General features: G+C 60.7%; 22 protein-coding genes. 7 read left to right on the plus strand and 15 right to left on the minus strand.

Annotated elements, in window-relative coordinates:
- Positions 1-480: 480 nt before the first annotated feature.
- From BUC40_RS08170 to BUC40_RS08180, 3 genes are all read right to left on the minus strand, one after another.
- Positions 481-792 (minus strand): AzlD family protein, encoded by a 312-nt coding sequence (locus tag BUC40_RS08170; RefSeq protein ID WP_073264459.1) that lies wholly within the window; start codon positions 790-792, stop codon positions 481-483.
- Positions 789-1,502: an AzlC family ABC transporter permease gene (locus BUC40_RS08175; protein ID WP_073264461.1), complete on the minus strand. Its 714-nt coding sequence runs from the start codon at positions 1,500-1,502 to the stop codon at positions 789-791. Before BUC40_RS08175 ends, BUC40_RS08170 begins: the two co-directional genes overlap by 4 nt.
- Positions 1,503-1,643: 141 nt before the next feature.
- Positions 1,644-3,344, minus strand: a complete 1,701-nt coding sequence (locus tag BUC40_RS08180; RefSeq protein ID WP_073264463.1) for an amidase — start codon at positions 3,342-3,344, stop codon at positions 1,644-1,646.
- 208 nt (positions 3,345-3,552) lie between these two features.
- Here BUC40_RS08180 and BUC40_RS08185 point away from each other — a divergent pair, with 208 nt between their 5' ends.
- The 4 genes from BUC40_RS08185 to BUC40_RS08200 all read left to right on the plus strand — a co-directional run bounded on the left by BUC40_RS08185 (position 3,553) and on the right by BUC40_RS08200 (position 6,627).
- Positions 3,553-4,125 carry a flavin reductase family protein gene (locus BUC40_RS08185; protein ID WP_073264466.1) on the plus strand — a complete coding sequence of 191 codons (573 nt, stop codon included), beginning with the start codon at positions 3,553-3,555 and terminating at the stop codon, positions 4,123-4,125.
- Between the two features lie 79 nt (positions 4,126-4,204).
- Positions 4,205-4,546 carry a hypothetical protein gene (locus BUC40_RS08190; RefSeq protein WP_073264468.1) on the plus strand — a complete coding sequence of 114 codons (342 nt, stop codon included), beginning with the start codon at positions 4,205-4,207 and terminating at the stop codon, positions 4,544-4,546.
- A gap of 117 nt (positions 4,547-4,663) precedes the next feature.
- Positions 4,664-4,975, plus strand: a complete 312-nt coding sequence (locus tag BUC40_RS08195; protein ID WP_073264470.1) for a DUF485 domain-containing protein — start codon at positions 4,664-4,666, stop codon at positions 4,973-4,975.
- Positions 4,972-6,627 carry a cation acetate symporter gene (locus BUC40_RS08200; RefSeq protein WP_073264472.1) on the plus strand — a complete coding sequence of 552 codons (1,656 nt, stop codon included), beginning with the start codon at positions 4,972-4,974 and terminating at the stop codon, positions 6,625-6,627. Before BUC40_RS08195 ends, BUC40_RS08200 begins: the two co-directional genes overlap by 4 nt.
- Positions 6,628-6,986: 359 nt before the next feature.
- Here BUC40_RS08200 and BUC40_RS08205 read toward each other — a convergent pair whose 3' ends face one another.
- The 9 genes from BUC40_RS08205 to BUC40_RS08245 all read right to left on the minus strand — a co-directional run bounded on the left by BUC40_RS08205 (position 6,987) and on the right by BUC40_RS08245 (position 13,404).
- Entirely contained in the window at positions 6,987-8,027 is a 1,041-nt protein-coding gene (locus tag BUC40_RS08205; protein WP_073264474.1) for a GGDEF domain-containing protein, read from the minus strand.
- A 148-nt stretch (positions 8,028-8,175) separates the two neighbouring features.
- Complete coding sequence (locus BUC40_RS08210) at positions 8,176-8,574, minus strand: GNAT family N-acetyltransferase (RefSeq protein ID WP_073264476.1); 399 nt, start codon at positions 8,572-8,574, stop codon at positions 8,176-8,178.
- A 73-nt stretch (positions 8,575-8,647) separates the two neighbouring features.
- Positions 8,648-8,980 (minus strand): DUF2025 family protein, encoded by a 333-nt coding sequence (locus tag BUC40_RS08215; protein WP_073264478.1) that lies wholly within the window; start codon positions 8,978-8,980, stop codon positions 8,648-8,650.
- 143 nt (positions 8,981-9,123) lie between these two features.
- Complete coding sequence (locus tag BUC40_RS08220) at positions 9,124-9,378, minus strand: hypothetical protein (protein ID WP_073264480.1); 255 nt, start codon at positions 9,376-9,378, stop codon at positions 9,124-9,126.
- Positions 9,379-9,476: 98 nt separating this feature from the next.
- Complete coding sequence (locus BUC40_RS08225; RefSeq protein ID WP_073264482.1) at positions 9,477-9,899, minus strand: NUDIX hydrolase; 423 nt, start codon at positions 9,897-9,899, stop codon at positions 9,477-9,479.
- A gap of 3 nt (positions 9,900-9,902) precedes the next feature.
- Positions 9,903-10,493, minus strand: a complete 591-nt coding sequence (locus BUC40_RS08230; RefSeq protein ID WP_073264490.1) for a hypothetical protein — start codon at positions 10,491-10,493, stop codon at positions 9,903-9,905.
- Positions 10,494-10,617: 124 nt separating this feature from the next.
- Positions 10,618-11,319 carry a YebC/PmpR family DNA-binding transcriptional regulator gene (locus tag BUC40_RS08235; RefSeq protein ID WP_073264498.1) on the minus strand — a complete coding sequence of 234 codons (702 nt, stop codon included), beginning with the start codon at positions 11,317-11,319 and terminating at the stop codon, positions 10,618-10,620.
- 227 nt (positions 11,320-11,546) lie between these two features.
- Complete coding sequence (locus BUC40_RS08240) at positions 11,547-12,056, minus strand: hypothetical protein (protein ID WP_073264499.1); 510 nt, start codon at positions 12,054-12,056, stop codon at positions 11,547-11,549.
- 91 nt (positions 12,057-12,147) lie between these two features.
- On the minus strand, positions 12,148-13,404 hold the full coding sequence (locus tag BUC40_RS08245) for a serine hydrolase domain-containing protein (protein ID WP_073264501.1): 1,257 nt from the start codon (positions 13,402-13,404) through the stop codon (positions 12,148-12,150).
- 144 nt (positions 13,405-13,548) lie between these two features.
- Between BUC40_RS08245 and BUC40_RS08250 the strand changes: the two genes are divergently transcribed.
- Positions 13,549-13,794 (plus strand): DUF2789 domain-containing protein, encoded by a 246-nt coding sequence (locus BUC40_RS08250; protein ID WP_073264503.1) that lies wholly within the window; start codon positions 13,549-13,551, stop codon positions 13,792-13,794.
- Positions 13,795-13,804: 10 nt separating this feature from the next.
- Here BUC40_RS08250 and BUC40_RS08255 read toward each other — a convergent pair whose 3' ends face one another.
- Entirely contained in the window at positions 13,805-13,993 is a 189-nt protein-coding gene (locus tag BUC40_RS08255) for a hypothetical protein (protein ID WP_073264506.1), read from the minus strand.
- 114 nt (positions 13,994-14,107) lie between these two features.
- Here BUC40_RS08255 and dgt point away from each other — a divergent pair, with 114 nt between their 5' ends.
- Positions 14,108-15,580 (plus strand): dGTPase, encoded by a 1,473-nt coding sequence (dgt, locus tag BUC40_RS08260; RefSeq protein WP_073265168.1) that lies wholly within the window; start codon positions 14,108-14,110, stop codon positions 15,578-15,580.
- A 16-nt stretch (positions 15,581-15,596) separates the two neighbouring features.
- Here the strand turns inward: dgt and BUC40_RS08265 are convergent, their stop codons facing one another.
- Positions 15,597-16,331: a sulfite exporter TauE/SafE family protein gene (locus tag BUC40_RS08265; RefSeq protein WP_073264508.1), complete on the minus strand. Its 735-nt coding sequence runs from the start codon at positions 16,329-16,331 to the stop codon at positions 15,597-15,599.
- A gap of 96 nt (positions 16,332-16,427) precedes the next feature.
- On the opposite strand from BUC40_RS08265, the gene BUC40_RS08270 reads away from it, so the two are divergent.
- A complete protein-coding gene (locus BUC40_RS08270) occupies positions 16,428-17,258 on the plus strand; it encodes an inositol monophosphatase family protein (RefSeq protein ID WP_073264510.1) in 831 nt (276 codons plus the stop codon).
- 1 nt (position 17,259) lies between these two features.
- Here the strand turns inward: BUC40_RS08270 and BUC40_RS08275 are convergent, their stop codons facing one another.
- Positions 17,260-17,676, minus strand: a complete 417-nt coding sequence (locus BUC40_RS08275; RefSeq protein WP_073264512.1) for a GFA family protein — start codon at positions 17,674-17,676, stop codon at positions 17,260-17,262.
- Between the last annotated feature and the right edge of the window lie 26 nt (positions 17,677-17,702).

A 17,702-nucleotide genomic window follows, 5' to 3' on the forward strand; every position in this document is an offset into this window, starting at 1 on the left:
ACCTCGGTGGCGCTCTAAAACAGCCCCCGAAGCTGCATGGTGAGCATGCTTTAGATACTCCCCCTCAAAGCTGTGCGTGAGAGCTAAAAACGCTGCGTTTGCTCAAATTTTAAACAATTAAAAAGGTCTGCGTTCGCTTCAAGCGAAATTGTAGTCAGACTAAAATGCATGAGTATCTATTTGAGTACCTTTCTATTCTAGATTTTTTCTCATGTTCATATTTTTATAGGGTTATTGGCTTTTAGTTCGATTCCTATCTCCGGCACCAAAAAAATTGAAAAGGCCCGCATTTACCAATGCGGGCCTTTTTTTGATCTCTAGAACGGCCTCAAGATAGCTCAGGGCGCTTGAACAGTGCTGTTTCCAGTGTCGATTGAAGCAGGACGATTCAGTCGTTAGGTACAGCCCTTTATTTCCCAAGTTATCTTCACTAGCACTTACCTGTTGCGGCTCAACAGATTGAGCAGTCATGACTGCAAGTTATGCCAGGTGGCGAACCAGAGCTGCCACCAGTATCCCCGCGGCAATGGCGGCAAGCGGTTTCCTGACCAGGAGCATGACGATAGCAGTGCTCAGCAGCGCCAGCCTGGCGCCTGCATCGCCTTCGATTGCCAGTGGCGCGAGCAGGGCCACCAACACCGAGCCGGACATGGCGCTGATGAACTGTTGGGTTCTCAGGTTGATCGGCACGAAGGACATCACGAACACGCCACCCCAGCGGGTGGCCAGGGTGACTACCGCCATGATGACCACGATAATCAGGGCGCCGGAACCAGCGGTTTCGAGCATCATGCTTTCTTCTCCATCCACAACGCGCCGAGTGCGCCGCCGGCGAATGCGCCGACCACTACATGGCTGTTGCTGGGCAAATACCAATAGGCCAGCAGCGAAGCGCCGGCTGCCACCGCCCAGATGATCAGGATGCGCAGGTTCTTCTGCCCGCCGACCACCATGGCCAGCAGGAAGCAGCCCATTACCATGTCGAGGCCGAAGCTCACCGGGTCATCGATGGCGCTGCCGAAATAGATGCCCAGCCAGGTACCCAGCAGCCAGGCCAGCCACAATGCAAGGCCACCACCGAGCAGCAAGCCGAGGCCGGGTTTGCCGGCACCGAAAGCTTGCATCGACATGGCCCAGTTGGCATCGGACGCAACCAGCATGACGCCGTAGCGCTTGGCCGGCGGCAGCGTGCTGAGCCAGGGATAAAGGGTGGCGCCCATCAAAAGATGGCGGGCGTTGATGGCGAACACCGTGAGAGCCAGCGGCACCAGCGGTATGTGCGTACCCCACAAGTCCAGCGCGGCGAATTGCGAGGCACCTGCAAACACTAGCGCGCTCATCACCAGGCTGGTCTCGGTGCTGAGCCCTGTTTGCGTGGCGGCCAGCCCGAACGCTAGTCCGAACAGCACCACGAAGGCCGAGATCGGCAGGAATTGTCGAAAGCCGCTCCAGGTGAGGGCGACGTTGAGTGCTTGCAGCTGTTTTTCGTCGTGAACGGGCATAACGATCCTGGTTGTTGCAATAACACCGCCGGCCGACGGTGTTGTCCCTATCCGTGGTGCACGTCTCGACAACTGTTGACCGCGTGCTGAGAGGCACCGGGATTGGCATAGTCTACCAATCTCGTATGTGCTCTCGCTCGTTTACAGCGGCGGGGTGCGTGGCGGGATCTGCCGTTTGCTGCCGGTCGACTCGAAAGCCGAGGCTAGTTTCAGCAGGGCATTGTCGTCGTAGGCGCGGCCGGCAAAGGTCAGCCCAACCGGCATACCGATATCGACCATCACGCCCATCGGCACGGTGACCGTCGGTACACCGAGGTGGCGAATGGCGAGGTTGCCGTTGGCGACCCAGATGCCGTTGCTCCAGGCGATATCGGCAGACTGCGGATTCACATCGGCATCGGCCGGGCCGACGTCAGCGACGGTCGGGAACAGCACGGCGTCGAGTTTGAGTTCGTCCATCCACTGTTCGAGGTCGAGCTGCCGGGTCTTTTCCAGGCCGCGCAGGCCGTCCGGCACGCTGGCGATCTCGTTCCAGGCCTTGATGCCGCGCTGGGCCATGCGCACGTACTCGTCCATGCCGGCGGCCAGGTCGTCTTCACGGTTGGGCAAGGTGCCGGGGGCGTGAGGGAAGATTTGCGGGGCGTCGACGTCGGCCAGGCGATTGAGTTTTGGGTCGCCATTGGCGCGCAGGAAGTCATCGAAGGCCCAGCCGGACAGCTCCCACAGTTCGTCATGCAGGAACTGGCGGGAGACCAGGCCACGGTTGTAAACGGTCGGCGCACCGGGGCGGTCGCCTTCGCAGTTGGACACCAGCGGGAAGTCCACTTCGAGCACCGTCGCACCGGCTTTTTCAAGCGCGGCGCGGGCCTGTTCCCACAGCGCGATCACCGAGGCGCGGGTGTGAATGCGCTGCCCGGTCGGGCCACCAATGCCAGGCTTTTCACTGGTGCCGGCCAGCTCATCCTTGTTGATGTACATGCGCGGCACGCCAAAACGCTTGCCCTTGAGCGCATCAGCCTGTGCGGCCAGCTCATGGTAGGAAGCGGGGCGTACGTCGGAGGCTTTCGGGATCGGCACCCAGGGCTGCAGGCGCCACAGATCGCCGCGTGTATCAGGATCGTCGGCGACGACTGCTTCGAGGATCTCCAGCAGGTCCGCCATGGTGCGGGCAAAGGGCACTACCACATCCATGGTCGGGGTCAGCGGCCAGTTGCCGCGCACCGAAATCACCCCGCGCGATGGCGTGTAGGCGCACAGACCGTTATTCGAGGCCGGGCCGCGGCCGCTTGACCAGGTTTCCTCGGCCAGGCCGAAGGCGGCGAAGCTAGCCGCTGTCGCCGTACCAGCACCGTTCGAGGAGCCTGAGGCGAACGGTGCGGTGAGGTAATTGGCGTTGTAGGGGCTTTCCGCACGGCCATACACGCCGCGCTGCATGCCGCCATTGGCCATCGGCGGCATATTGGTCTTGCCCAGGCAGATGGCGCCGGCGACGCGCAGGCGCTCGATGGTGAAGGCGTCACGCTGGGCGACCAGATCCTTGAACGCCGGGCTGCCGGAGGCGGCGGTCAGGCCTTTGACCAGGTAGCTGTCCTTGGCGGTATAGGGAATGCCATCCAGCGGGCTCAGAGTTTCGCCGCGAGCGCGACGTGCATCGGAGGCTTCGGCCTCTTTCAGCGCGTCCGGGTTGCGAACTACCACGGCATTGAGCTTGGTGGGCGTATCTGCGCCATCGTAGGCGTCGATCCGCGAGAGGTAGGCCTTCACCAGTTCGACCGCCGTCGTGCGGCCGGTCTCGAGCGCGGCGCGCAGCTCGGCGATGGAGACTTCGGTTACCTCGAACATGCTTTCACCCCTGATGGCTCGCGGGCAGGCGATGTTGTTTGTGTGCCTGGTGCCCGATTGAATGGCGGCTGATTTGCAGCCGGTCGACCGCCGATTCTAGTGCCGGCCGTGCAGAAGGGGCAGCCCCTGGCGTTCAATTTCTTGCACAGTTCGAGGCCACAGACGCGATGTTGTACAGTGGCGCCATGGATTCTATCGAGGTGCCGCGATGAACAATTCGATCAAGCCTGTGAGCCTGGACAAAGCCTACCGATTGCTCAACCACGGCCCTACGGTGCTGGTTTCCGCACGCCACGACGGCGTCGATGGAGTGATGGCGGCAGCCTGGGCCTGTGCCCTGGACTTCGATCCGCCGAAGCTCACCGTGGTGCTCGATAAAATCACCGCTACACGCGTGCTGGTTGAAGGCAGCGGGCAGTTCGTCATTCAGGTTCCCACCGCCGCGCAGCTGGAACTCACCAGGCAGGTGGGTTCGCGGAGCCTCAATGAGCATCCCAACAAGCTGGCCGATAGCGGTGTCAAGCTGATCTCGTTGGGTGATCAGAACCTGCCGTTCGTTTCCGGTTGTTCGGCGTGGCTGGCTTGTCGTCTGATCCCCGAGCCGCATAACCAGCAGACCTACGACCTGTTCATTGGCGAAGTGACCGCCGCCTGGGCCGATGAGCGGGTGTTCCGCGACGGCCGCTGGCACTTCGAAGATGCTGATCCGAGCTGGCGCAGCATTCACCATGTGGCCGGTGGTCACTTTTATGGCATAGGCGAAGCGCTGAGCCGCGAATAATGGGTGTCGGCCGTTGTCTCACTCAGATACGCGATAGAGGCGCTGGCGATATTGACCAGCGCCGTAACCGGAGCTCGAGATGAAAGCACTGATCAGCCTTACCCTGGTGCTAGCCGTTTTGGCGGGCACCGCAGCGGTTGCGGACGAGCGGGCGCCGCAAACCATTCGCGTGATTCCCAAGGCCTACGTAAGCCCAGGCGCCAGTGGCAGCGTCGACACCTATGAGCGCCAAGAGAGCTACAACCTCTATGGCGGCCAGCGCATACCGCAAGGCATCGATTCACGCAGCTATGAAAGTGGGCAGCGCAGCTCGACATTCGAGACCCGTGGCGGCATTCGCCAGAGCACCGAATACCCCAATGGCTACGAAGTGCAGCGTTATCCAGGGCAGGGCACGCAGCAGTACCAGCAGCGGCGCTAGGTCGCATTAGACTTTGGTCTAAAAAGGGCGGGGTTTCGACTAAGGTCGTCTGTCAGAAGTTTAAGGCTCACATACAGTTATCCGTACCAGCATCCTGCTGTGGAGGATAACAATAAAATGAACGACAGCATTTATCGGCGGATCGAGCAAAGTCCGCACTTCAAGGAGCTAGTAGCCAAGCGTGAGCGATTCGCCTGGATACTTTCCGCCTTCATGCTTGGCATTTACGTAGGTTTCATCCTGCTCATTGCCTTTGTGCCTACCTGGCTTGGAACCCGCATCAGCGAAGGCTCCCCGATCACCTGGGGCATTCCCGTAGGTGTTGGCGTGATTCTCTCGGCCTTCGTGTTGACTGGCATCTATGTGCGCCGCGCCAACAGCGAGTTCGACCAACTGAACCAGGTAATTCTGGATGAGGTGGGCAAATGATCGGCCGCATCCTCTCCACTTTGGCCTTGATGGCCCTGGCTCCGACCTTGTGGGCCGATGCGTTGACTGGCGACGTGCAGCGTCAGGCCGTCAACACCCCCGCGATACTGATGTTCCTGGCGTTTGTTGGTGGCACGCTGTGCATCACCTACTGGGCGTCCAAACGCAGCAAATCGACGTCGGACTTCTATACCGCAGGCGGCGGTATCACCGGTTTTCAGAACGGCCTGGCAATCGCTGGTGACTACATGTCGGCGGCGTCCTTTCTGGGTATTTCTGCCCTGGTGTTCACCTCGGGCTACGATGGCCTGATCTACTCCATCGGCTTCCTGGTCGGCTGGCCGGTGATCCTGTTCCTGATCGCCGAGCGCCTGCGTAACTTGGGCAAGTACACCTTTGCTGACGTGGCGTCCTATCGCCTCAAGCAAAAAGAAATCCGCACCCTGTCGGCCAGTGGCTCGCTGGTGGTAGTGGCCTTCTACCTGATCGCGCAGATGGTGGGTGCCGGCAAGCTGATCCAGCTGCTGTTCGGCCTCGACTACCACGTTGCTGTGGTACTGGTCGGTATCCTGATGGTGATGTACGTGCTGTTCGGCGGCATGCTGGCCACCACCTGGGTACAGATCATCAAGGCAGTGCTGCTGCTGTCCGGTGCATCGTTCATGGCGTTCATGGTGATGAAGCACGTTGGCTTCAACTTCAACACCCTGTTCACCGAGGCGATCAAGGTTCACGCCAATGGCGAGGCCATCATGAGCCCCGGCGGCCTAGTGAAAGATCCTATCTCGGCGATCTCCCTCGGTCTGGCGCTGATGTTCGGTACTGCCGGTCTGCCGCACATCCTGATGCGCTTCTTCACCGTTGGTGATGCCAAAGAAGCCCGTAAATCGGTGTTCTATGCCACTGGCTTCATCGGTTACTTCTACATCCTGACCTTCATCATCGGCTTCGGCGCGATCCTGCTGGTAAGCACCAACCCGGCCTTCAAAGACGCTGCTGGCGCGCTGCTGGGCGGTAACAACATGGCGGCTGTGCACCTGGCTAACGCCGTGGGCGGCAGCATCTTCCTGGGCTTTATCTCGGCCGTGGCTTTCGCCACCATCCTCGCGGTGGTTGCAGGCCTGACGCTGGCTGGCGCTTCGGCGGTGTCTCACGACCTGTACGCCAGTGTGATCAAGAAAGGTAACGTCAACGAGAAGGATGAACTGCGCGTATCGAAGATCACCACCGTATGCCTGGGTATCCTGGCAATCGGCCTGGGTATCCTGTTCGAGAAGCAGAATATTGCCTTCATGGTGGGCTTGGCGTTCTCCATCGCCGCGAGCTGTAACTTCCCTGTGCTGTTCCTCAGCATGTACTGGAAGAACCTGACCACCCGTGGCGCGATGATCGGCGGCTGGCTCGGCCTGATCACTGCGGTGGTGCTTATGGTGCTCGGCCCAACCATCTGGGTCACGGTGCTCGGCCACGAGAAGGCGATCTTCCCGTACGAATACCCGGCGCTGTTCTCCATCATCGTGGCGTTCGTCGGCATCTGGTTCTTCTCAATCACCGACAAGTCCGAATCGGCTGCAGAGGAACGCGCTCTGTTCCTGCCGCAGTTCGTACGTTCGCATACCGGCCTCGGCGCCAGTGGCGCTTCGTCTCACTGATCGGTCTGCTGGGCATGAAAAGGGCGGCCTTCGGGTCGCCCTTTTTTTGCGTGTGTCCCGTCCTGAAATACCTACACCTTTCGCTTGAGAGCCTGGAGTTTTTGGTGGGGCAGGGCATTACCGTGCTCGTTGCTAAATAGCCTTACGCCTCTGACCGCTAGCCATAGGCCGGGCATGTATCAGTGCGCTGTACCGCAGTGCATTTGAGTTGGTCGACCTGAGCGGCCTCTGTAGATGTGGCACCGTCAGCTTGGAGCGAACGGGCGACCAAGACAGCGCTGCGACTTGGGTGGTGGTAAGCGAGGATTTTGTAGCGAAGGGGAGTACCTGCCTCCATCTGCTGACAGCAGGACGGTTCGCTAGGCGGTCTTGGCTGTTTCCGCAACCTGATACGTATCGATATGGATGCGATTACGTCCGGCCCGTTTGGCCTCATAGAGCTGCTGGTCGGCGCGTTCCAACCAATCCTGCCAGCGTTCGTTGGCATACAGCACGGCGCCGCCCATCGAGACGGTCACCGGGCCACCGGGGCTTTTCAGATGTGCGGAAATCTGTGCCTGTAACTGCTGAGCGGCGGCTCGCAAGCCTTTTTCGTTGGTGTTGCAGAGCAGCAGCAGAAATTCCTCGCCGCCAAAGCGGAACAAGCGATCTTCATGGCGGATGCAGCGATTGGTCAGTTGCACGAAACTCACCAGCACCTGATCACCGACCTGATGCCCGAAGCGGTCATTGACCTGCTTGAAATGATCCATGTCGATAACCAGTACGGCGCTGCTGATGTTGTGGCGGCGCTGGTTGGCCACCGCAATCTTCAGTTCCTGGTCCATCACGCGGCGGTTACGGGCACCGGTCAACGGGTCGCGCGTTGCCCAGGATTGCAGCTGTTTGCGTTGGTAGTGGGCGCGCTGGGCGAAGATAAAGCTGAGGATGCTGGCCATCATCACGGTGACGATGAACGACAGCATCTGGTAGTGACTCTCGAAGACCGTGCCCGGCATCACGCTGGCGTAGGCCACCAGCATCACCAGCACCGCTACCGTGGCCAGCAGCGCAATCAGCGGTGTCACCATGAAGAAGTTGAGAAGGATCAGCGGATAGATCCAGAACAAGCCGTTGATGCCCAGCTTGATGGCGATCAGGGTAGCGCACAAGGATTCGATGACGACCAGACAGAGCCCCGGTTTGCGGGTATCACCGGTGCGCCAGGCGTAGGCCACGGCGAAGATGGTCGACAGCACGATCACCGTATCGGCGATAGCGACCGGATAATTTCCTTGCGAGAACCGGTATACCGCATAGGGGGTAATGCCGAGCACACCAAAGAAGCCCATCAGGGTAATGATGGAAAGCTGAAAATCTCTGCGCAGCCGCGCCAGTACACGATTGAAACGTCTGCCCATGGCAATTTTCTCAATAATCGCGTGTTCGCCTGGCAGCCATCGCTCGCCGTTAGCGTTTAGAAGCATGGCTCTGAGCCATGCTGGGCAGTAAACACTATCGCGGAGGAGGCTGCTCGCAAGCCAGCGTCACGTCAGCTTATAGGAGATATCAACGTGCCATTACGTTCAATTCTTTTTTCATTCTGTAACGGCGCAAGCGCTCAGCGAGCTCTGGCGGCGGCTGTTCACAGGCCTGAAAGCCCTGGCGTTGATAGACCGGTTCAAGATTCGGGTGGCAGAAAAGCCATACCGGCATGTCGAGCGCCTCAAGAGCATTTTCGAGGAGAGCGCTGGCGACGCCCCTGTGACGATGCTCGGCATCGACCAGCAAGCTGGTCAGCCATTGGCCGCCAGCGACGGGTTGTAGGCATAGCGCTGCGATGATGTGCGGATCTTGGGCGACCCACACCTGATGGGCCGAGCGGGTACGCATGGCCGAGCGCTGGCTGCGGTAGAACTTGTCGGCCAAGGGGCGCAGGTGGTCAGGCAGGCAGCGAAACTCTGGCATCGATGTTGGAGGTGATGGAAGGCAGGGGCGCCAGTCTACGTTTCAGCCTGCGGCGCCACCAGCCTCGAGCGATTCAGGCACTGCGCTGCAGCAGGCGCACCGCGCTGATTTCCGGCAGATCTGCGCGGCGCAGATAAACATGCAGCGGTTCGCTGATGGCCAGGCGCTCGTCGATATGCAAATCGACCAGCATGCGCAGGCGCTCGCGCTTGAGGGTCATCAGCTCGGCCGCATCAGCGGCTTCCCATACGAACTCACTGGTCGGGGTGATGCTGTCTTCGGCGATGTCCATGCCAAACGAATCTTCGCTGAAGCGAACGATATGCTGGCCGGTCTTGGTGTTGTAGCCGACGAAACCTTGCAGTTGGTCAGCAGCGGCGCAGATACCGGCAGAAGTGATAGCCATGGTGAGCCTCGCGGTAGCGGAAGGAATCAGCACAGGCTAGGTGTTGCATCAGGGCGGGCGTTGCCGCAGATCAATGAACGGTCGTGCTGCCCTGTGGCGCTCTCAGGGTACTTTGCCGCAGGTGCTCGGCGCCTTGAGTGGCCTCAGCCCTCGGGTTCGATGCCTGGCAGCGTGCCGCCATCGCTAATCGAGTTGGATACGCGGTAGCTGGGTGCCTGCAGGGCGCTGCGAATCTTTTCGTAGTCCTCGTACTGCAGGCCGCTGCGGCTGAGCATTTCCAGCGCGAATTGCTTGATCTCGGCGTCGGTATAAGGGCGTTCGGCAGCCGACTGTGGGCTGGCGCAACCAGCAAGTGCGAGGGTGAAAACGGTGAGCAGGAGAACCAGTGGACGTTGCATGGGAGGCACCTGTTAGCGAAGCCGTTGGGATAGCGCATAGGCTATTGGCTGGCTGCGTGGTGCAGAAATCATTCACTTCGATAGTGGCTATCGGCGTCTTAGGTAGCCTGCGGTGTTCGGACCTTTAGCCATATCAGCGGTAGCACGTGGCTTCGCAGCAGAGGTGCCAGGTCAGCGCCTCTCTCGTCATGTGGGTGCAGCCAGCGCAGCTCTTCGAGTTCGGCCGCTGCCGCAACCGGCTGGCCCAGTGAGGCGCGGAATATATCGGCTTCGATTCGGGTGTCCGCTTCATTGGCGGCCGCTTCGTTGAACTGGCCTAGCGGTGTAAAGGCAGTTGCGGGCAACTGCAGATTCAGCTCTTCATCGAGCTCGCGAGCCAGTGTCTGCCGGGCACTTTCACCGGGCTCACGTTTGCCGCCTGGCAGCATGAACATCTGGGTACCGCGTTTGCGCACCAGCAGCAGGCGGCCGGTATCGTCGAACAGACAGGCGGCTGCGATGCGCAACAGTTGGAGCGCCATGGCTCAGCGCAGCTGGCGAGGAGCGGTTTCCAGCGAGCCGACTTTTACCGCCATCAGCGGCGAATTGTTTATCCACACATCGTCGATGACGATGGTGCGCCCTACGTCTTCCTTGTCGGCAGCTACCAGGAGGTAGTAGGTGCCATCTTCCAGCGCTTCACCATCCCAGCCCAGGCTGGTCATGCCGATCACTGTAGAAGGGCGAGTCGGTTTGGTGGGAATCACTGTTCCGTAGGCATCCATCAGCACGGCGCGAGGCTTGAGTGCGAACTTGTTGATGCCCAAGCAGGTGTGGTCGCAGAACGAGTTGACGTTCAGGCGGTAGCGCTCGCCCTGTTTGAGCTTCAGCGAGTAAACGCGGTAGTTGGACAGCGAGCTGCCGAACTGCATGTTGGCGTCGCTAGCCAGGCCGTGAGGCACTTTGCTGTTCGGGTCGAGGGGCAGCGGTACGACCTGGGCGTTATGGATCGCCTCCAGATTGCTGCGCACGACGCTGTCGTATTCGGCCGGGGCGGCGGGCGCCGAGGTCGAATGGGGCGCGCTGCTGCAAGCTCCGAGCATAAGGCAGGCGACGAGAATGAGGGACTTGTGCACGATGAAACTCCTGTAAGGCTGTGTTCCGCTCGGCCATTAATCGGCAAAGAAGGAAGCCGGACAGTATACCGGGTTATTGCGGCAATACCGTGATGGATTGCCGCAATTCGCCGCTTCGGCTCAATTAGCCGGCGAGGCCCACGTAAACGTTTTGCACGTCATCGTGGTTGTCGATAGCTTCCAGAAAGGCTTCGACTTCTTCGCGTTGCTCAGGCGTCAGGTTGGAAACCGGGTTCTTCGGGCGATAGCCGAGGCTGGCCGAGTTCACGGTGAAACCTTGCTCGGGCAGGGCGCGGCTGACCAGGTCGAGATCGGTGGGCTCGGTGATGAACAGGGTGTTGCCTTCATCGGCTTCGTCAAAATCCTGAGCACCGGCTTCGATGGCGGCCAGCTCAGGGTCGGCGCCGCTTTCGCTGGAGGCTTCGATTAAACCGACATGGTCGAAGTCCCAGGCTACCGAGCCGCTGCTGCCGAGTTGCCCCTTGCGGAACAGCACGCGGATTTCCGCCACGGTGCGGTTTACGTTGTCGGTCAGGCACTCGACGATCAGCGGCACCTGGTGCGGCGCGAAACCTTCGTAGGTAGTGCGTTCGAAGTTAACGGTCTCGCCGCTCAGCCCAGCGCCTTTCTTGATCGCGCGATCCAAAGTGTCCTTGGGCATCGAGGCTTTCTTGGCCTGATGGATGGCCAGGCGCAGCTTGGGGTTCATGTCCGGATCAGCGCCGTTGCGCGCGCAGACCATGATCTCCTTGACCAAGCGACCGAAAATCTTGCCCCTGGCGTTGGCGGCGGCTTCTTTAGGTTTGGCTTTCCACTGGGCGCCCATGACGGTTCTCTCGACTATGCGGATGGTGGCGTGGCGCAGCCTTGTGAAGCATCGGCAAAGGCTGTGCGACGAATGAGGCGGCCGATTTTAATCGCTCGGCGTCGTGCTGGCACCCGGCAAATCGAATTTAGGCGCAGGGCATGGCATCGGGATGTAGGGCGAGCCTGCCAAAAGTCAGGCCCGCCCTAATGTGAAGCCGAGTAGGCAGGCCGATCGAGGGCGGTGTTTCAGGGCGTCTGGATCAGCTGATCGACCAGATCAAGGGCTTTCTGGAAGGATGGATAACCGCTTTTGGCGACATCCAGATCGGCGTAGGCGGCGCGGTACTCTTCGGCGCGAATGGGGTCGGCTTCCGGAACCAGATAAGGTTGCGACCAGATGCGGTACAGCAATGCTACGGCATAGGGCTGCTGCTTTTCGGCGGCAGCCTCGAGCTTGCTGAGCACCTCCTCGGTTTGCGGGCCTTCACGGATCATCAGAATCGCCTGGTAGAACTCCACCTCACCACGCTCGTCCTCGCTCGCTGCGCGGCGCAGCAGGGCATTGGCCAGCTCATGGCTTTCCATGTCGCCGGACATCACCAGCATCTTGGCCTGCAGCATGTCGTTCTGGTACAGCAACTGGCGGTCGCGGCAGCTGTCGCCGCTTAGCGGCTCGTCGCAGGTGGTCGGGGAAGCACAGCCACCGAGCAACAGGCTCAGAAGCAGGCAGCCAACGCCGTGTCGGCAGTCAATCATAGGTATCCCTCAGGCAAATCTGATGTATCGACCCACATGCCGGCTTCTGGTTCGGCTCATCGGTACTTTTCTGGGTTCTCCCGCTAGCGGTTCAGCGCAGCGCATTCACCGCAGCGCCAATGAAGGCATAGGTTTCCATTTCCCGCTCGTCCATTTCAGGCTTTGGCCAGGTGCTCCACACCACCGCGATGACCTTCTCCGCTGGATTGATGTAAAGGAACTGACCGAAGATTCCCTGTGCCTCAAAAACGCCGCCATCGTGGTTCGGCAGGGCGGCAGCGCCAGTCGGGAACAGCCACCATTGGTAGCCGTAGCCGAGCGCGTATTCACCGTCGTACAGCTTGCCTGGCTCCAAGTGTGAACCAGGCGTGGCGCGAGTAGCACGCTGCAGCCAGCCTGCCGGCAGAATGCGTTCGCCATTGATCACTCCATCATCGAGGATGAATTGGCCGAAGCGGCCGTAATCGCGCAGTGTGGCGGACAGGCCGCTGCTGCCGATTTCCTGGCCGGCGCGGCTGTCGAGCTGCCAGAACGCATCACGCTCCATGCCCAGGCGCGCCCAGATCCGCTCGGACAGGTAATCGCTGGCGGTCATGCCGGTTGCCGCGTGGATCAGCTCGCTCTGCAGGTGCGACTCGCCGGTGCTGTAGTTGAACGCTGTTCCCGGCTTGTGGGCCGGCTTTAGGTTCGCCATCTGCTTGAGCAGGGCGCCCGGGTTGTTGGCCAATTGCAGTTCGAACATGCGGCGCCGGTCAGATTTCGGATCGCGGTAGGTCTCGTCCCAGCTTACCCCCGAGCTCATCTGTAGCACCTGCTCGACGCTCACACCATCGTAGGCTCCGCCCTTGAGCTGCGGCAGGTAGCGGGTGAGCGGATCGTTCACGCTGGCGATCTTGCCCTGCTGAACGGCGGCGCCGACCAGCGTCGAGGAGATCGACTTCACCACGCTGAAGGAGGTCCAGCGCGTGTTGGCATCATTGCCCATGGCGTACTTTTCCAGGGCGACCTTGCCGTCCTTGATGATCAGCAGGCCGCTGACCTGATTGCGCTTCATGAACGCATCCACATCCAGGCGCTGGCCGTCTACTTCGTACTGGACGGCCACTTCACTGCGCGTCGGCAGAGGGGAAACCTGTGGCCCGCGGTGCACCGTTCGGGTGAAGAACAGCTCGTCCATATGCCGGTAGGTGCCGGCCTGGTAAGCCTGAGGCAGCTCGTAAAAATCCTGCGCCCGGCCAATGCGCTCCGGCTTCTCGGCAGGTGGTGTCTGCGAGCTGGTGCAGGCGCTGAGCAGCAGGGCGATGGCGGTTGGCAGAATGGCGCTGCGGCAGTATTGGACGGTGGTCATGGGGCGTCCCCTGGGGATGGTCGATCGCTCAACCATAGCCGATAACGACGGGCTACAGCTGATTGCAGCACGGCCGAGAGGTTGAACTGTCGTTTGCGGGCACGGTTCTACACACCACGTAGGATCAACCTGAAGGAGAGTCCCATGGAACTGCCTAACAAAGACCTCGGCACCCTGTTCGAACAGCTGGGTTTGGAGTCCGATCCGGCCAGTATCGACGCATTCATCGCCAAGCATTACCCGCTGCCCGACGACATGAAAGTGTCTGAAGCGCCGTTCTGGAACGAGGCTCAGGCCACATTCCTTAAGGATGAACTGCTGGAAGATGCCGAGTGGGCGCCGGTAGTCGATGAGCTGAATGTGCGCTTGCACGAGAACAAGTTGGCATAACGCCGCTTACTCAGGCTGAACTCAGGCGCTGCAACTCGCGCCTGACCATCGCCACATATTCCGGCGGTGAAAGCCTGTAGAGCTCGCTGGCCACCCAGGTCAGCCAGCCTGCGCCCAGGCTGCTCTGCTGAGCCAATAAGCGTTCGGCTTCGGCAGTAGCCTGGGCGGCACGTTGTTGGTGAAAGTCGGCGCGACTCATGGCGAAGTCTCGTTAATGGCGGGCAGGCGCTTATTGTCCGCACTGCTCGGCGCTTGGTAAACCGGTCCCTGCGCGTTAGGCTCGCGGCTTGTGTGCCAGTTCGAGAGCCTGACGATGCCAACAGCGGTGAACTTCAAAGAGCGAATCTGCGCGTTGCGCCCCGGCGATCAGGTGGGCGGCGCAGGCGATGTCGATCTTTTGTATGCCTTCGAAAGCGACCGCGGGCGGATCATCAACTCGGCCGCCATTCGCCGTCTGCAACAGCGCACCCAGGTGTTTCCCCTCGAGCGCAATGCGGCGGTGCGCAGCCGCCTGACCCATTCCATGGAAGTGCAGCAGACCGGGCGCTTCATCGTTCGCACCCTGTACGCTCAGTTGGGCGAGCGCGCTGCGGATTACGGGCTAGACGGCCTGCAGGGCGCACTGGAAAGCCTGGTGGAAATGACCTGCCTGATGCACGACATCGGCAATCCTCCGTTCGGGCATTTTGGTGAATTCGCCATTGGTGAGTGGTTTGATCGGGCGCTGGATGGGCTGTTTGCCGTCGCCGTAGGGCACCCGCAGGGCAATCACGAACTGCACGCGCGCATGCGCGCTGACCTGCGCAATTTCGAAGGCAATGCTCAGGCCGTGCGCCTGGTGGTGAGCCTGCAGCGCCTGCGGCTGACCTACACGCAAACCGCGGGCCTGCTCAAATACCTGCGCCCGGCCTACGAGCCCAAGCCAGGCAAGGGCGCGGTCGGTGCTTACCTGAACAAGAAACCCGGCTTCTATCTCTCCGAGGAGGGCTTCGTCGCCGAGTTGCAGCAGGTGCTGGGCCAGGCGCCGGATACTCGCCATCCGGTGGCGTACATCATGGAGGCGGCCGATGACATCTCCTATTGTCTGGCCGACATCGAGGATTCGGTAGAGAAGGGCATCCTCAGCGTGACCGAGCTGGCACCGCTGCTGGTGTCGACGTTCGAAAAGCTACAATCCCCGGACACGCCGATTCCAGGCTCGCAGCACTCGTTTCGTGGCCTGGTCGATCAGGCCCTGCAACGCTATCACCAGGAAGAGATCAACAAGGCCGGCGAGTTTTTTGTCAGGCTGCGGGTCAGCATGATTCACCCGCTGGTGCAGCATGCCGCGCGGCAGTTCATCGACAATATCGAGGCAGTCCACGCCGGCACCCTGGATCGCGCGCTGATCGAGGATGACAGCCTGCCACACGCCATCGTGCAGACCTTCAAGGATGTGGCCATGGCGCGGGTGTTCTGCCACCGCGAAGTGGAAACTCTGCAGCTGCAGGGCCACCGCATCATTCAGGGCCTGCTGGACAGCTACGGTGCGCTTCTACGCGTCGATGCCCAGACCTTCGTCGAGCTGACCGAGGGCAACTGTCGCCGTGAGGCCTATTTGCAGATGCTGGTACGCCGCCTGCCGGGCCAGCTGATCAAGGCCTACCGCCAGGCGGTGCGTGAGTGCGATGAGGCGGAGCGCGCGGCCTGGGAGTTCTACCATCGCTGCCGCTTGATCCAGGATTTCATTAGCGGCATGACCGACCAGCACGCCCATGATGAGTACCGTACACTGTCTGCCTTGTAAGCGGCAGGGCAGCAGTTCAGATGTTCTTCCAGATCAGCTGCAGCCCGGCCATCAGCATGCCCAGCCGGGCGATGCGGTAGAACCAGGTGTGGTTGATGCGCGATTGCAGCCACAGGCCCGTCCACACGCCGAGCGGTACGACAGGCGCAAGCATCAGGCTGAGCAGCAGGTTTTCCCGGCTGAACTGGCCGAGCCAGGTGTAGGGGATCAGCTTTATGGCGTTGGTCAGCAGGAAGAACATGTTGATGGTGGCTACGTAACGCACCTTTTCCAGCTGCTGTGGCAGCAAGTGCATCATCACCGGTGGCCCGCCCGCGTGGGCGACAAAGCTGGTGAAGCCGGCAATCGATGACAGGATTAGGCCGCGCTTGGGTTGCAGCGGGCGCGGTTTGCTGTCGGTCTTGAGCAGGCCCAGGAGCACGAAGGATATGGCGATGATGCCGATCAACAGTCCGATCAGGTTCTCGTTGAGCAACTCGAAGGTCAGCGAGCCGATGACGATGCCGATCACCGCGCCAGGCAGCATGACCTTGAGGTTGGCCAGATCCCATTTGCCCCAGTAGGCCTTGAGCCCCACGACGTCGGCCAGGCAGAGAATCGGCAGCATCACGGCAACTGCCTGCATCGGCGATGTAGCCAGTGCCAGCAGCGGTACGGCGATGCCGCCCAGCGCGCCGCCAAAGCCGCCTTTGGACAGGCCGGTAAGAAAGACAGCAGGAATGGCGAACAACAAGAGGTCGACGAGGGGCATTGCAGGTTAGCCCTATCAGCGAGTGCGCAGCGTAGGGCTGTCGCCACTGCACCGCAAGCGGGTCATTGTTATCCCCCATTCAGGAGCGTTTGCCACATGCCCACCATTGAGCAGCCCAGCCACCAGGATGATGAATTCGCCGAGCGCTATGCCTTCGCCAAACGTGTGGCGCTAGATGCGGCAGGGCGGGCTATGGCCTTCTATGCGCGGCGCAGTAGTCTGATCGTCGAGCATAAGGGCGGCGACTTGCAGGATGTGGTCAGCATCGCCGATCAGGATGTCGAGGCGTTCATTCGTGGCGAGTTGGCCCGCCACTTTCCGGACGACGGCATCATCGGCGAGGAAGGCGGCAGTGACGGGCTGCAGGCGCGCTGCATCTGGGTGATCGACCCCATCGACGGCACCGCATGTTTTCTCAATGGTCTGCACAACTGGTGCGTGTCCATCGGCCTAATGGTGGATGGTGAGCCGCTGCTCGGCGCGATAGCCGATCCCAATCATGATGAGCTGTTTCATGGCTTTATCGGCCGTGGCGCCTTCGTCAACGACACGCCACTGCAGGCTCACCGTGCCAGCCATGTGCGTGAAGGGCTGGTCGGTGTCGGCACCACCCATCGCCCAGGCAAAGAAAACTTTCTGCCATTCATCAGTCGTTTGCTGGACGATGGCGGCATGTTCCTGCGCAACGGCTCCGGCGCCCTAATGACCGCTTACGTCGCGGCCGGGCGGCTGATTGGCTACTACGAAACTCACCTGAAAAGCTGGGATTGCCTGGCCGGCCTGGTGCTGGTACGCGAGGCCGGCGGGCGCAGCAACGATTTCCTGCGTGGAGATGGTCTGCTCGGCGGCAACCCTTATCTGGTCGCCGCGCCTGGCGTTTATGAGCAGATGGCGGCGATGGTCGGTCCGTCGCTGGATTCGCCCTGAATCAGCTGCCCGCGAACTCGGCGAATACCTGTTCGCCGGTCAGCTCGCGCGTCTGGTTGGCGAAGCAGTAATAGGCGGGCTTGGATTCGATGAAGATCTGACTGTCGAACTGCCAGTCATCGTCACCATCGAGTAGGCCGACCGGTACCGCATGGTGACCATTGCTTTTCAGACGATAGAACAGATGGCTACCGCACTGGCCGCAGAAGCCGCGCTCGGCCCAGTCCGATGAATCATGGATGCACACATGCTGCTCGCCAGTGAGCTGCAGTAATTCCCCTTCGGCCACCAGCAGCGGGCCGCCGCCCCACTTGCGGCAAGTGGCGCAGTGGCAGGCGCTGACGCTCGGTCTGGCGATGCGCAAGGTCAGGTTGACCGCGCCACAGAGGCAGCTGCCGTGTTTGTCGAAATGAGCCATACAAGGTTCTCCTTGAAAGAGGCCCA

Origin of the sequence: Phytopseudomonas punonensis (assembly GCF_900142655.1) — a bacterium.
GTDB classification, from domain to species: domain Bacteria; phylum Pseudomonadota; class Gammaproteobacteria; order Pseudomonadales; family Pseudomonadaceae; genus Aquipseudomonas; species Aquipseudomonas punonensis.

Excerpts from the sequence above, each read along its gene's own strand:
- BUC40_RS08170 (WP_073264459.1), bottom strand. The coding sequence starts at position 792 with ATGATGCTCGAAACCGCTGGTTCCGGCGCCCTGATTATCGTGGTCATC.
- BUC40_RS08175 (WP_073264461.1), bottom strand. The coding sequence starts at position 1,502 with ATGCCCGTTCACGACGAAAAACAGCTGCAAGCACTCAACGTCGCCCTC.
- BUC40_RS08180 (WP_073264463.1), bottom strand. The coding sequence starts at position 3,344 with ATGTTCGAGGTAACCGAAGTCTCCATCGCCGAGCTGCGCGCCGCGCTC.
- BUC40_RS08185 (WP_073264466.1), top strand. The coding sequence starts at position 3,553 with ATGAACAATTCGATCAAGCCTGTGAGCCTGGACAAAGCCTACCGATTG.
- BUC40_RS08190 (WP_073264468.1), top strand. The coding sequence starts at position 4,205 with ATGAAAGCACTGATCAGCCTTACCCTGGTGCTAGCCGTTTTGGCGGGC.
- BUC40_RS08195 (WP_073264470.1), top strand. The coding sequence starts at position 4,664 with ATGAACGACAGCATTTATCGGCGGATCGAGCAAAGTCCGCACTTCAAG.
- BUC40_RS08200 (WP_073264472.1), top strand. The coding sequence starts at position 4,972 with ATGATCGGCCGCATCCTCTCCACTTTGGCCTTGATGGCCCTGGCTCCG.
- BUC40_RS08205 (WP_073264474.1), bottom strand. The coding sequence starts at position 8,027 with ATGGGCAGACGTTTCAATCGTGTACTGGCGCGGCTGCGCAGAGATTTT.
- BUC40_RS08210 (WP_073264476.1), bottom strand. The coding sequence starts at position 8,574 with ATGCCAGAGTTTCGCTGCCTGCCTGACCACCTGCGCCCCTTGGCCGAC.
- BUC40_RS08215 (WP_073264478.1), bottom strand. The coding sequence starts at position 8,980 with ATGGCTATCACTTCTGCCGGTATCTGCGCCGCTGCTGACCAACTGCAA.
- BUC40_RS08220 (WP_073264480.1), bottom strand. The coding sequence starts at position 9,378 with ATGCAACGTCCACTGGTTCTCCTGCTCACCGTTTTCACCCTCGCACTT.
- BUC40_RS08225 (WP_073264482.1), bottom strand. The coding sequence starts at position 9,899 with ATGGCGCTCCAACTGTTGCGCATCGCAGCCGCCTGTCTGTTCGACGAT.
- BUC40_RS08235 (WP_073264498.1), bottom strand. The coding sequence starts at position 11,319 with ATGGGCGCCCAGTGGAAAGCCAAACCTAAAGAAGCCGCCGCCAACGCC.
- BUC40_RS08240 (WP_073264499.1), bottom strand. The coding sequence starts at position 12,056 with ATGATTGACTGCCGACACGGCGTTGGCTGCCTGCTTCTGAGCCTGTTG.
- BUC40_RS08245 (WP_073264501.1), bottom strand. The coding sequence starts at position 13,404 with ATGACCACCGTCCAATACTGCCGCAGCGCCATTCTGCCAACCGCCATC.
- BUC40_RS08250 (WP_073264503.1), top strand. The coding sequence starts at position 13,549 with ATGGAACTGCCTAACAAAGACCTCGGCACCCTGTTCGAACAGCTGGGT.
- BUC40_RS08255 (WP_073264506.1), bottom strand. The coding sequence starts at position 13,993 with ATGAGTCGCGCCGACTTTCACCAACAACGTGCCGCCCAGGCTACTGCC.
- dgt (WP_073265168.1), top strand. The coding sequence starts at position 14,108 with ATGCCAACAGCGGTGAACTTCAAAGAGCGAATCTGCGCGTTGCGCCCC.
- BUC40_RS08265 (WP_073264508.1), bottom strand. The coding sequence starts at position 16,331 with ATGCCCCTCGTCGACCTCTTGTTGTTCGCCATTCCTGCTGTCTTTCTT.
- BUC40_RS08270 (WP_073264510.1), top strand. The coding sequence starts at position 16,428 with ATGCCCACCATTGAGCAGCCCAGCCACCAGGATGATGAATTCGCCGAG.
- BUC40_RS08275 (WP_073264512.1), bottom strand. The coding sequence starts at position 17,676 with ATGGCTCATTTCGACAAACACGGCAGCTGCCTCTGTGGCGCGGTCAAC.